11 protein-coding genes are annotated in these 13,714 nt (G+C 41.4%); all 11 read left to right on the top strand.

Features of this window, described 5'->3' with window-relative positions:
• Window positions 1-10: 10 nt before the first annotated feature.
• The 11 genes from DW917_RS10190 to DW917_RS10140 all read left to right on the top strand — a co-directional run bounded on the left by DW917_RS10190 (window position 11) and on the right by DW917_RS10140 (window position 13,667).
• The gene (locus tag DW917_RS10190; protein ID WP_022110885.1) at window positions 11-361 is read left to right on the top strand and encodes a septum formation initiator family protein; all 351 of its coding nucleotides are present in this window, start codon (window positions 11-13) and stop codon (window positions 359-361) included.
• On the top strand, window positions 345-761 hold the full coding sequence (locus DW917_RS10185; RefSeq protein ID WP_118118408.1) for a hypothetical protein: 417 nt from the start codon (window positions 345-347) through the stop codon (window positions 759-761). Before DW917_RS10190 ends, DW917_RS10185 begins: the two co-directional genes overlap by 17 nt.
• A 105-nt stretch (window positions 762-866) precedes the next feature.
• Entirely contained in the window at window positions 867-1,700 is an 834-nt protein-coding gene (locus tag DW917_RS10180) for a DUF4369 domain-containing protein (RefSeq protein WP_118118406.1), read from the top strand.
• A 14-nt stretch (window positions 1,701-1,714) separates the two neighbouring features.
• Window positions 1,715-3,049 carry a dihydroorotase gene (locus DW917_RS10175; protein WP_118118437.1) on the top strand — a complete coding sequence of 445 codons (1,335 nt, stop codon included), beginning with the start codon at window positions 1,715-1,717 and terminating at the stop codon, window positions 3,047-3,049.
• Window positions 3,050-3,060: 11 nt separating this feature from the next.
• Entirely contained in the window at window positions 3,061-3,921 is an 861-nt protein-coding gene (locus tag DW917_RS10170; protein ID WP_118118404.1) for a vitamin B12 dependent-methionine synthase activation domain-containing protein, read from the top strand.
• The gene (locus DW917_RS10165) at window positions 3,918-5,099 is read left to right on the top strand and encodes a metallophosphoesterase (RefSeq protein ID WP_118118402.1); all 1,182 of its coding nucleotides are present in this window, start codon (window positions 3,918-3,920) and stop codon (window positions 5,097-5,099) included. The genes DW917_RS10170 and DW917_RS10165 overlap by 4 nt, the downstream gene beginning before the upstream one ends.
• 45 nt (window positions 5,100-5,144) lie before the next feature.
• Window positions 5,145-5,903 carry a 1-acyl-sn-glycerol-3-phosphate acyltransferase gene (locus DW917_RS10160; RefSeq protein WP_022110891.1) on the top strand — a complete coding sequence of 253 codons (759 nt, stop codon included), beginning with the start codon at window positions 5,145-5,147 and terminating at the stop codon, window positions 5,901-5,903.
• A 104-nt stretch (window positions 5,904-6,007) separates the two neighbouring features.
• Window positions 6,008-6,751 (top strand): polyprenol monophosphomannose synthase, encoded by a 744-nt coding sequence (locus DW917_RS10155; protein WP_118118400.1) that lies wholly within the window; start codon window positions 6,008-6,010, stop codon window positions 6,749-6,751.
• A gap of 5 nt (window positions 6,752-6,756) precedes the next feature.
• Complete coding sequence (mfd, locus tag DW917_RS10150) at window positions 6,757-10,170, top strand: transcription-repair coupling factor (RefSeq protein WP_118118398.1); 3,414 nt, start codon at window positions 6,757-6,759, stop codon at window positions 10,168-10,170.
• Window positions 10,171-10,421: 251 nt separating this feature from the next.
• Window positions 10,422-11,786 carry a TrpB-like pyridoxal phosphate-dependent enzyme gene (locus tag DW917_RS10145; RefSeq protein ID WP_118118396.1) on the top strand — a complete coding sequence of 455 codons (1,365 nt, stop codon included), beginning with the start codon at window positions 10,422-10,424 and terminating at the stop codon, window positions 11,784-11,786.
• A gap of 144 nt (window positions 11,787-11,930) precedes the next feature.
• Complete coding sequence (locus DW917_RS10140) at window positions 11,931-13,667, top strand: CotH kinase family protein (protein ID WP_118118394.1); 1,737 nt, start codon at window positions 11,931-11,933, stop codon at window positions 13,665-13,667.
• Window positions 13,668-13,714 lie beyond the last annotated feature (47 nt).

Below are 13,714 nucleotides of genomic sequence, written 5' to 3'. Positions count from 1 at the left end.
ATCGAAATAAATGAGTAAACAATTAGGTGTAATATGGGGCTATCTCTCTCATTATAAGTATCTTATAGTGATTGTAGTGGGTGTTTTGGTAGTAGGTGCAATTGATGACAATAGCATCTACCAGCATGTGAAATACCAGATTCAGATCAATAATTTGCGTTCTGAGATAAAAAAATATACTGCGCGTTATCAGGCAGACACCAAACTGCTGAGGGAAATGCGCGTGGATCCGAAGGCTTATCAGAAAATAGCCAGAGAAAACTATTTCATGAAGGCAGACGATGAGGATATCTTCGTCTTGAGCACCGATTTGCCTAATAATAATAACGAAGAAGATTTAGAAAATGAAACAGTTGAGTAAAATTCAGAGTGCCATATTCCTCTTGGGTGGCGTGCTGATGGTTGCCGGTGCAGGTTGCTATGCGTTTGGATTTATCTATCCTAAAATGTTGCTTTATACCTGTTGGGTATTCTTAGTAGGTACGGTGCTTTTTAGTGTGATACAAGCCATGCAGTTATACGAAGGAAAATCGTTTGTCATTCATCGTCTGAAGCGCATACAGGCAATGGCGGATATTTGTTTTATATTGTCGGGCATTTCTATGGTTGATACGGTATATGCTTTTGCCCGTAATTGGTTTTCCAACTATGAGACGTATATCACCTACTTTTATAATAAGTGGGTGCTTCTGCTGCTTATCGCAGCTTTGTTGGAATTATATACGACACATCGTATTTCCCGTGAACTGGAGAAGGAATAATGCCAAAAAATACTAAATACAGGCAGTATTCAATTAAATAGCATAAATTTATTTCCGTACTTTAATTTAAGATTGTACTTTTGTTACCCGAAATACAGACAGATTATGAATAAGATACTTTATGCATTTATCACCTTGTTGGCAATGACATCGTGTGCCAATAGCTACAATATCCAAGGTACGTCTAATGTGAGTACATTGGATGGAAGGATGCTATACCTGAAAATCCTGAAAAACAATGATTTTAAAAATATTGATTCCTGTGATGTTGTGCATGGTCAATTCCATTTTGACGGAAATTTGGATTCTGTGAGAATGGCTAATATTTTCATGGATGATGAGGCTGTCCTCCCATTGGTGCTGGAGAGCGGTGAAATTAATGTGAAATTAGATGATGCTCAACAGATAGTTAGCGGCACTCCTTTGAATGATAAACTGTTTAAGTTCTTCAAGAAATACCAGCAGTTGCAGAACCAGCAGATGGAATTGGTGCATAAGCATGACCAGGCTATCATGAATGGTAGTGATATGGAGGTGGTAACAAGAAAACTGAACGAGGAAGCTATTCAGTTGGCTGATCAGGAAGATAAACTGGTCACTTCTTTCGTGACCGAGAATTTTGATAATGTCTTGGGTCCTGGAGTATTCTTCATGGTTACCATGAGAAATCAATACCCGATGCTTTCTCCTTGGATTGAGGATATCATGAGTAAGGCTACTGAGCATTTCAAGAATGATCCATACGTGAAGGATTATTATCAGAAGGCTCAGGAAAATGAGCAGATTATGAATGGTACAAGAGATGCAGGACAAGATGCTTCTGCTATGCAAGCACCTCAAGTGGATCCGAATGCTGCTCCAGCTCCAACTGCTAATGATCTGGCTAAACCTACTATTCCGGAGAATCAGGCTGCGGAAGGTAATGGCTTCGGTAATTAATCTGTAGAATTATGATGAGAATATTAATAAAAAACGGAACTATTGTCAATGAAGGACGCTCTTTCTTGGGCGACCTTGTTGTCAATGGTGAACAAATTGAAGAAATATATGAAGGTAAGGCACCTCGTGGAATCTATGATCAAGTCATTGATGCCTCGGGGTGTTTTGTTTTGCCTGGTGTGATAGATGATCATGTGCATTTCCGTGAACCGGGTTTGACACGTAAGGCTGATATTGAGAGCGAGAGTAGAGCTGCCGCCTTTGGTGGCGTGACTTCTTACTTCGAAATGCCTAATACCAATCCTCAAACTACGACTTTGGAGGCTTTGGAGGATAAGTTTGCATTAGGTGCTCAGAAAAGTCATGTTAACTATAGTTTCTTTTTTGGTGCAACCAATGATAATGTAGATTCATTTGATAGATTGGATGTTCATCGTATTCCGGGTATTAAACTCTTTATGGGTTCCAGCACGGGCAATATGCTGGTGGATAAGTATGAGTCTTTGCAACAGATATTTGTTAAAGCCAAGAAATTGGGACTGCCTGTGATGACTCATTGCGAGGATACTGACATCATCAATCGCAATATGGCTGCCTATCAGAAAAAATATGGTGAAGATCCTGATGTAAAATTCCATCCGGAAATCCGTAGTGCTGAGGCTTGTTACGAAAGTAGTAGCCTGGCTGTTAAATTGGCAAAGGAGTCTGGGGCTCATCTGCATATTGCGCATGTGACTACCGCTCGTGAACTGGAATTCTTCGGAAAAGATGAGAATATTACGGGTGAAGCAGTCATTGCGCATCTTTATTTCTCGGATGAGGATTATGCCGACAAGAAAGCTTTCATCAAATGTAATCCTGCTATTAAGACAGTGAAAGATAGGCAGGCATTACGTGAGGCTTTGGCTGATGGACGAATTTCGGTTGTTGGCACTGATCATGCTCCTCATGAATGGAAAGACAAGCAGGGCGGTTGTGCCAAGGCTGCTTCGGGTATGCCGATGGTGCAATTCTCGTTGGTAAGTATGTTGGAATTGGTGGACGAAGGCGTTCTTTCTATTGAAAGAATGGTAGAGGTGATGTCTCATCATCCTGCCAAACTCTTTCAAGTGGACAAACGTGGATTTTTGCGCCCGGGCTATCAGGCCGATATTGTTATTGTTCGCCCTCATACTGCTTGGACTGTTCAGAAAGAAATCATCCAAAGTAAATGCGGGTGGAGTCCTATGGAGGGACATGAATACCAATGGCAAGTGGAGCAAACGATCTGTAATGGACACCTTATATATAATAAGGGAGAGTTTGACGAGGCTTATCGTGGTGAAGAACTTACTTTTAGAAAATCATAAATTCTTAGATTTTGAGAAAGGTTTTGACATACGATATTGCGGATATAGTACCGTATATCAATTGGCTCTATTTCTTTCATGCTTGGGGACTAAGTGGTAAGCCTGTAGGCGAAAAAGAAAAAATGAAACAGGAGGCGCTTCTGATGTTGAAGTCTTGGTATGGTAAATATCATACTCATGCTTTGTTTCGATTGATGAAAGCCTGTAGTGATGGGGATGATATCGTCTTAATCGATGATTTGAATGATAAAACCAACGGTCAGACCAATCGCTCGGAGGTTCGTATTCCCATGCTCCGTCAGCAAAAGGTTTCTGCGGATGGGCAACCTAATTTGTGTCTGTCAGATTTCTTGCGCCCCATCTATATGGAAAAGACGGATTGCTTGGGTATCTTTTGCGCTACGGTTGATGCGGAAATTGTGGAGTTGTATCGTCATGATGATTATCAGTCGATGTTGGCACAAACGCTTAGTGACCGGTTGGCAGAAGCCACAGCTGAGCGTATGCATCAGGAAGTTAGAACAACTTTCTGGGGATATGCTGCAGATGAAAAGTTGACGATGGAGCAGCTCCTTAGAGAGGACTATCAGGGTATTCGCCCTGCAGTGGGCTATCCTTCTATGCCGGATACCAGTATCAATTTTCTCCTGGATGAAATTCTTGGGATGAAAGAGGTTGGTATCAGACTTACTGAAAGTGGTATGATGACGCCCCATGCCAGTGTGTCGGGCTTGATGTTTTCTCATCCAAAGGCACATTATTTTGAACTGGGAAAGATAGGGGAGGATCAGTTGAGAGATTATGCAAATAGACGTGGTATTCCAATGGAACTCATGCGGCGATTCTTGCAATCAAGTTTGATGAAAAAATGATATATAGAATACTTATACCCATTATATTGGGTACTGTGTTGCCTTATTTATGGATATTCAAGACTGAATTCCAGAAGGTAACTGGTAGAAAAAGGTTTCTGTTGTGGATACCTGCTATGATAGTTTGGGGATATAGTGTATATTTGGCTTTTCTGCCAAACTTTGTACCGAAAAATCCCTTGCTGGTTGATATCTGGTTCGCTCTGATGGCGGTCTGTGCTGTGCCGGAGTTTGTCTTTGCTTTCTGCAGTTCCTTAGGATGGTGCTGCAAAAGATATTTTCTTTTAGAGAAGAATTGGGGACGAATTCTTGGACTCGTTTTGGCTATTGTGGCTTTCGTGACGTTTATCTATGGATTTACTTTAGGTTTCCGTAAACTGGAAGTGAAACAAGTTACCATATATCTGTCTGATTTACCAAAGAACTTCGATGGGTATAGAATAGTCCTGTTTAGTGATTTCCATCTCGGCTCCTATTATGGTTGGAGATCGGATATTCCTCAGCGGGATATTGACAGCATTCAGGCACAGCATCCTGACATGATTTGCTTTACGGGTGATTTGCAAAATGCACATCCTTCAGAATTAGTACCTTATTATCAGATGCTTCGTTCGTTGAAAGCAAAGGATGGAGTTTATAGTATCTTGGGCAATCACGATTATAGTTATTATGTTGATGCAGATCCTGATGAACAGGTTGAAATAGAGAAAAGGGTACAGGATTTTGAGCGAAGTTTAGGATGGCAACTGCTGAATAATGAACATCGGGTGGTGTATAGAGGACAGGATTCCATCTATATAGCTGGAACGGAAAATTATGATAAACCGAAGCGGACAAGTGTGGCGAAATCACTTGCATCCATCAAACCGGGAAATTTTATCTTGATGCTCCAGCATATACCAACGCAGTGGAAAGATATGGTTCCTTCTAAAATTAATGAGGTGTATGGATCTAAAGATACGGTTTTAGTGGCACCACAATTGACATTCAGCGGTCATACTCATGCAGGACAAGTTGAGGTCTTGGGCATCCGACCAACCATGTTTGCCAGTTATGACTATGGTTTGTATGAGCGTGAAGGTTGCCAGCTCTTTACGACTGCCGGATTGGGTGGTGTGATTCCTATCCGTATAGGAGCTACCGCCGAGATCGTAGTTGTCACATTAAAGAGAAAATAAGAATTACCATATAAAAGTATTATCAGCGTAAAAAATATTGAGATTATGAAATATTTATATCGTTTATACCAATTATTGGTGTGCTTGCCTATCTTGGTATTGGCAAGTATTATTACGAGTATTACCACAGTTGTGGGGTGTATGTTAGGTAATGGTCATTTCTGGGGATATTATCCTGGTAAGATCTGGTCACAGTTGTGGATACGTATTCTCCTGTTGCCTGTAAAGGTAGAAGGACGTGAAAATTTGGAGAAAAAGCAGAGCTATGTTTTTGTAGCCAATCATCAGGGAGCCTTTGATATCTTCCTGATATATGGTTTTTTGGGACGTAATTTCAAGTGGATGATGAAGAAAGGTCTTCGTAAGATTCCTTTGGTAGGAGTGGCTTGCGAGTATGCTCATCATATCTTCGTAGATAAGAGCGGACCTTCCAAAATCCGTGCTTCCTATGACAAGGCTCGTGAAGAACTCAAGGAGGGAATGTCATTGGTGGTGTTCCCTGAAGGTGCCAGAACTTTTACCGGTCATATGGGTGTTTTCCGTCGCGGTGCTTTTATGTTGGCAGACGAACTGCAGTTGCCTGTTTGTCCTCTTACCATCAATGGCAGTTTCCAGGTGAAGCCGCGTATGAAAGATATTTTTTGGGTGTTTTGGCATCCGTTGAAGTTGACTATACATAAGCCAATAGCTCCTATAGGCAGAGGTGCTGACAATATTAAGCATCAGATGACGGAGAGTTATGAGGCAATTATGAATGGTTTAGACAAGGAATATCAGGGTTTTGTAGAAAATCCTGACCAATAAATGAAAAAATAATCAAAAATATAGTGGAATTGTGATAAAAGTCGTATCTTTGCATATCATATTTAACTATAAGAATTATTGGTACTTGATTAATAAAAACTATTATGAAGAGCGATAGCATAGTAATCATTCCTACTTATAATGAGAAGGAAAACATAGAGAAGATCATTCGGGCTGTCTTTGGGCTCGAAAAGCAATTTGATATTCTTGTGATTGACGATGGAAGTCCTGATGGTACGGCTGCTATTGTCAAGAATCTGATGGCGGGTGAGTTTAATGGACGTCTTCATATCTTGGAGCGTTCCGGTAAATTAGGTTTAGGCACTGCTTATATCACAGGCTTTAAGTGGGCGCTCCAACAGGGATATGATTTTATCTTTGAAATGGATGCTGACTTTAGTCATGATCCTAATGATTTGCCACGTCTTTATGCTGCTACTCATGATGAAGGATATGATGTTGCAGTAGGTTCTCGTTATGTTTCGGGCGTCAATGTGGTTAATTGGCCTATCGGTCGTGTCCTGATGAGTTATTTCGCATCCAAGTATGTTCGTCTGGTTACAGGATTCAAGGTGCACGATACAACGGCAGGATTCGTTTGCTATCGTCGCAAGGTGTTGGAAACCATCGAATTGGATAAAATTCGTTTCAAAGGATATGCTTTCCAAATCGAGATGAAATTCACTTCTCATAAGATAGGATTTAAAATCAAAGAGGTACCTGTTATCTTCGTCAACCGTCGCGAGGGTGTGAGCAAGATGAATGGAGGTATCTTTGGAGAGGCTTTCTTTGGTGTAATGCGCCTTCGCTTGGATGGCTGGTTTAAGAAGTATCCTAAGAAAAACTAAAAAGCGTGACCATACAAGAGATTGAAAATATTTACGGGCATTCGTCACAGACGAAGGCTCTTTTGGATTTATTGGGGAAAAAACAGGTTAAAATGATTTCCCTTAAGGGATTGGTGTGTTCTTCTGCACCAATCTTTTTTGCGTCTGTATATCAGCAATTAGGACAAACCGTACTTTTTGTTTTGGATGATGCTGATGAGGCTGGCTATTTTTATCACGACCTGACACAAATGATGGGACAGGAAAATGTTTTTTTCTTTCCTTCCAGCTATCGTCGTGCTATCAAGTATGGGCAAAAAGATGCTGCCAATGAAATTCTTCGAACGGAAGTCCTGGCTCGTTTATCGCAAAATAGAAATTTATTTATAGTTTCTTATCCTGATGCCTTGGCAGAATTGGTTGTTACCAAAAAGAAACTGGATGAGCGCATACTTAAACTTTCTGTTTCTCAAGAGATTGCCTTGAGCAATATTGTGCATACGCTGAGAGATTTTGGCTTTGAGGAGACTGATTATGTTTATGAACCAGGACAATTTGCTGTCCGTGGTAGTATCCTGGATGTATATTCTTATAGCTGTGAATTTCCTTTTCGTATAGATTTCTTCGGAGATGAGATCGATTCCATCCGTACCTTTGATGTGGAAAGTCAGTTGTCGAAAGTCAAGAGGGAATGTATAGAGATTGTGCCTGAATTATCTTCTCTTGAAAGTGAAAAACAACCGATATTTTCTTTTTTGGGTGAGGATACAATTGTTGTCATGAAGGATTTCGTCTTTCTTCATGATCGTATCGAACAGATTTATCATGATGGTTTCTCGGCTCAAAGTTTGACTGAACAGCTGGAAGGGGCTACAGAAATGGAGGCTGAGCAAATCAGACAGCGGATGAAGAAAGAGTTGAATCTCTGTACTACGACTCAGTTGAAAGAGGGATTGGCAGAAAGAGTGCGCATAGAAATGGGGCATGTGGATAAAAATCCAAATGCTTTGGAGGGAGAAGGTAAGTCTTCTGCTTGCATTCATTTTAATATCCAGCCACAACCTTTATTCCATAAGAATTTTGAATTGTTGGCTAAAACTCTTGAGGATTATCTTCTTCAGAAATATACTTTATATATTTTAGCTGACAGTCAGAAACAGCAGCAAAGATTGAAGGATATTTTTGATAGTGAAGATTTGCAACGTTATCAGATTTCTTTTGTTCCTGTAGATAAAACCATTCACGAAGGGTTTGTGGATTCTGACAAAAAATGCTGTTTCTTTACAGATCATCAGATTTTTGACCGTTTTCATAAATACAATTTGCGTTCTGATTCTGCTCGTGCTGGTAAAATGGCGCTTACGATGAAAGAGTTGCAGGAAATGGAACCGGGCGACTTTATCGTACATGTGGATTTTGGAATCGGTAAGTTTGGCGGCTTGGTTCGTGTTCCTACTGGTGAAAGCTATCAGGAAATGATACGCATCGTCTATAAGAATAACGATAAAGTGGATGTTTCTATCCATTCGCTCTATAAAATCAGCAAATATAGAAGTGCCGATACCGGTGAACCTCCTCGTCTTTCTACCTTAGGTACTGGTGCCTGGGATAGGATGAAGGAAAAGGCAAAGAAGCGTATCAAGGATATAGCGCGCGACCTGATTAAGTTGTATGCTAAGCGTCGTCATGAAAAGGGCTATGCTTTTAGTCTGGATGGATATTTGCAACATGAGTTGGAAGCTTCTTTCCTCTATGAAGATACGCCTGACCAGAATAAGGCTACCATGGAGGTGAAGGCTGATATGGAAAGTTCCCGCCCTATGGACAGACTGGTGTGTGGAGATGTTGGCTTCGGAAAAACGGAGGTAGCCATTCGTGCGGCCTTTAAAGCTGCTTGTGACAGTAAACAGGTGGCAGTACTGGTTCCTACTACCGTTTTGGCATTTCAGCATTATCAGACATTCAAGTCGCGTCTTGAGGGAATGCCTGTGAGGGTAGAATATTTGAGCCGTGCCCGATCTGCCAAGGAAACCCGACAGATTTTGGCTGACTTAAAGGATGGTAAAATAGACATTTTGATAGGTACGCATAAATTGATTTCCAAATCGGTTGTATGGAAAGATTTAGGTTTGCTCATTATTGATGAGGAACAGAAGTTTGGAGTAAGTACAAAGGAGAAACTGCGCCAGATGAAGGTCAACGTGGATACGCTGACCATGAGCGCTACGCCTATTCCTCGTACCCTCCAGTTCTCGCTGATGGGAGCAAGAGATATGAGTATCATGCGTACACCGCCACCTAACCGTTATCCGATCCATACGGAGCTGACCAGTTTTTCTTCTGAAGTGATTGCTGATGCCATCAATTTTGAAATGAGTCGTAATGGACAGGTGTATTTTGTCAATGATCGGATTTCCAAACTTCAGGAGATTAAACTCCTGATAGAGAAACATGTACCTGATTGTCGAGTTGTCATCGGACATGGTCAGATGAAGCCTGAGGAGTTGGAAAAGATTATCATGGGCTTTATCAACTATGACTATGATGTGCTGCTTTCTACAACCATTGTGGAAAATGGTATCGATATTTCCAATGCCAATACGATCATTATCAATGATGCGCATCATTTCGGCTTAAGTGATCTGCACCAGATGAGAGGACGAGTTGGCAGAAGTAACAAAAAGGCGTTTTGCTATTTGTTGGCACCCCCTAAAAGCGTACTGACAATTGAGGCTCGGAGACGTTTGGAGGCGTTGGAAACTTTCAGTGACTTGGGAAGTGGATTTAATCTTGCCATGCAGGATTTAGATATTCGTGGAGCAGGTAACTTGTTGGGTTCAGAACAGAGTGGTTTCATGGAAGATTTGGGATATGAAACCTATCAGAAGATCTTGTCGCAGGCTGTGACCGAGTTGAAGAATGAAGAATTCAATGATTTGTATCAGGAAGACTTGGATCAAGGTAAGGTGCTCACGGGTGACGACTTTGTAGATGACTGTTCTGTGGAGAGCGACTTGGAGATGTATTTCCCTGATTCGTATGTTCCTGGTAGTAGTGAACGAATGCTTTTATATCGGGAGTTGGATTGTATAGAGAATGATGATGATCTGGCTGCTTATAAAAAGCGATTGATTGACCGTTTCGGTCCTGTGCCTCATGAGGGCGAAGAACTGATGCATGTGGTCACCCTGCGTAGATTAGGTAAGCGTATGGGATGCGAGAAGATTATGCTGAAGCAAAATGTTCTTCAATTACAGTTTGTGAGCAATGTGCAGAGTCCTTTTTATAGAAGTATCATGTTCTCTAAGGTGTTGGATTATGTAACCAAACATGTGAGGATGTGCAACTTGAAAGAGAAAAGCAACAAGCGCTACTTGCGTATTTCTGGTATCAGGAGTGTAGAGCAAGCTGTATCTATATTGAATGATATTGAGCAATAAACGGGGCGTAAATTTATCGTTTGTATGAATTTTGTAGTTTTTTGTATAAGTAAAAGATGATGAATAGCGTTTACAACGCCTCTTGTTTTAACTGATTTCCAGCCGTTTTACGATATTTTTCAGATAAAAAGCAAAAATATTGCCGTTTTTTCTTTTATCTCAAATGTTTTTTGTAATTTTGTCGCAAAATGAATTTATCTATTAACAAAATGTAAGAAAAGACATAATAATTAATATAAAAATGATATCACATGAGACAGAAGAAATTTATTTTGCAGGAGAGTGAACTCCCAACACAGTGGTATAATATTCAGGCAGATATGCCTAATAAGCCATTGCCTCCATTGAATCCTCAGACTCACCAGCCTCTCAATGCTGATGATCTTTCACATATATTTAATAAGGAATGTTCCAAGCAGGAATTGGATCAGGAGCATGCGTGGATAGATATTCCTGAAGACGTATTGGAAAAATATACTTTCTATCGTTCTACTCCTTTGGTTCGTGCTTATGCTTTGGAAGAGGCTTTAGGTACTCCTGCTCATATCTATTTCAAAAATGAGAGTACCAATCCTTTAGGTTCACATAAGATTAATTCTGCTCTTCCTCAGTGCTACTATTGTAAGCAAGAGGGTGATACGAATGTCACAACGGAAACGGGTGCTGGTCAGTGGGGTGCAGCCTTGTCTTATGCAGCTAAGCTCTATGGATTGGAAGCGGCTGTTTATCAGGTAAAGATTACCATGCAGCAAAAACCATATCGTTCCAGTATTATGCGTACCTTTGGTGCTACAGTAGAGGGCTCTCCTTCTATGAGTACAAGAGCTGGTAAAAACATCATTACCCGTGATCCTCATCATCCAGGTTCATTAGGTACTGCCATCAGTGAGGCTGTAGAGTTGGCTACAACAACTCCTGGTTGTAAATATACTTTAGGTTCTGTGTTAAATCACGTGGCTCTTCATCAGACAGTCATTGGTCTGGAGGCAGAAAAGCAGATGGCTATGGCTGGTGAGTATCCTGATACTGTGATAGCTTGTTTTGGTGGTGGCAGTAACTTTGGTGGAATCGCCTTCCCTTTCATGCGTCATAAGATTAAGGATGGAAAGAATACTGAATTTATTGCAGCAGAACCTGAAAGCTGCCCTAAGTTGACTCGTGGTAAGTTTGAATACGACTTTGGTGATGAGGCTGGTTATACACCATTGCTTCCAATGTACACCTTAGGTCATGATTTCAAGCCTGCGAATATCCATGCTGGCGGTTTGCGTTATCATGGTGCCGGTATGATTATTTCTCAGTTGATTAAGGACGGATATATGCATGGTGTAGATATTCCACAGTTGGAGTCATTCAAGGCTGGTATGCTCTTTGCTCGTACCGAGGGTATCATTCCTGCGCCAGAGAGCTGTCATGCGATTGCTGCTACTATTCGCGAGGCGCTCAAGGCTAAGGAGAAAGGCGAGAAGAAGGTTATTCTCTTCTGTCTTTCAGGACATGGTCTTATTGATATGCCTTCATACGACAGTTATATCAATGGTGACTTGCAAAACTATTCTGTCAGCGATGAAGAAATAGAAAAATTCCTCAAGGATGTTCCACAGATAGAGATCTAGGCCAAGGCGTAAGTGTGCTTATGCTGATTTTTCAATATATATATGTGAGTGAAGGCGCAACTTCATCAGGCAATGATGCGCCTTCTCTTTCTGCTTCTAATAACTTGTTATAACTTGAAATTTTGAATCATTAGACTTATATTTATGTTTAGTAAAGAAAAAATACTGTTATTGCTGCTCGTTGTGATGTGCAACTTGGGCAGTCTGTCTGCTGTCCATGCCGCAACAGATCCAACCATGACGTCAGCTTTGAAACCATCGGGGACTTTACCCGTCATGTATGTTAACACTCAGGATGCACAGCCTATCACTTCCAAAGAAACTTATGTGTCAGCCACGGCTTATATTGATGCCTTGGGATTGGAGGGGTATGAGAATATGGCTTCTGCAGATAAACCAGAAACCTTGATAATTAAAGGACGTGGTAACTGGACGTGGGAAGGGTTTGACAAGAAACCTTATCGCTTGAAGTTTAATAGTAAGGTGAACCCTGTGGGTATGGAGCAGAGCAAGCACTTCGTGCTCATGGCTGGTGCCGATGATAATTTGGGTTTTCTCCGCAATCTGGTAGGCTATGAATTGAGCCGTCGTGTGGGCTTGCCTTATACCACAGATTCACAACCTGTTGAATTGGTGCTCAATGGAAAATATCAGGGCTTGTATTTCGTAACCGAAAAGATACGTGTTGATAAAAAACGAGTTAACATCGTAGAGCAGGCTGACAAGGCGACTGATCCTGAGGCTATCACGGGCGGATGGCTCGTGGAGATAGACAATTATGATACAGATCCTCATATCAATGTGAAGTTGGGCAGCCAGAACATGGTGCTTACTTATCATACCCCAGAGGTGCTCTCCGCAGAGCAAGAAAACTATTTGCAGACACAGTGGAATGCCATCGCCAAGGCTATCTGTAGCAAAAATGAAAACGATACGGAATGGGAAAAGTATGTAGACATCGAGTCTTTGGCAAAGGTGTATATCGTGCGTGAGCTGTTGCAAGATGAGGAGGGATTTCATGGCAGTTGCTATCTCTACAAGGAAAAAGGTGCAGATACCAAGTGGACTTTTGGCCCTGTATGGGACTTTGGTAATGCTTATAATGAAACCAATTTCCGTCATTTTATCTTCCAGGGAGATAAGTTTGAGCAGTTTATCATTGATCGTGCCTGGAATTTTAAGCACTTCCGCGACAAGGTGAAGGAGGTCTGGCAGGAGTTTTATGCCAATCAATATGCAGAGATGAACGCTTATATTGATGGTGTGGCGGCAAAGATTTCCGATGCTGCAGCTAACGACTATCTATGTTGGAAGAATAGCAGCAATGTCGCCAAGAACCAAGATGAACTGGCCAAGGCTGCCGTTTTTAAGAACTATATGCGCCAAAAAGCCACATGGCTTGTTGAGCAATGGGGTGGTGGCGAGGCTCCTTCTGACAAGATGAACATCTATGTGACTTGCGACGAGGATCGTGTGCCTTACCTCTTTGCTTGGGGTGAAGGAAACAACGGAGGATGGCCAGGCAATCAACTGACCGATACCAGGATGATAGGTGGCAAACTCTTCTATCATATTTCTTTGCCTTATGGAACCAATATCATCTTCAGCTATGGTGACCAGGAAACGCAGACGGAGGATATCTTGAATGTGTCTCGCGATATCTATTATCGCTTCTATCAAGCTCCAGAGAATGAGCATAAGGAGAAGAAGAATGGCCGTTTCGAGGATATCACACAGAAAGTGCTCACTGGCATCAGTGCAGTAGTTACGTCAAAGCCGCAGCCTGCGAAAGCTGCGATATACAATATGAACGGACTGCGTGTGGATGGTAGCTATCATGGTCTTGTCATCCGCAATGGTCGGAAATATATATCTAAATAGAAAAAGAAAAGAGGGTGTGTCATAAGTCTGTGACGCACCCCTTTTAA

The organism is Prevotella sp. AM42-24, from assembly GCF_003461825.1.
Lineage (GTDB): Bacteria > Bacteroidota > Bacteroidia > Bacteroidales > Bacteroidaceae > Prevotella > Prevotella hominis.
This window is presented reverse-complemented; position numbering and strand designations above follow the sequence as displayed.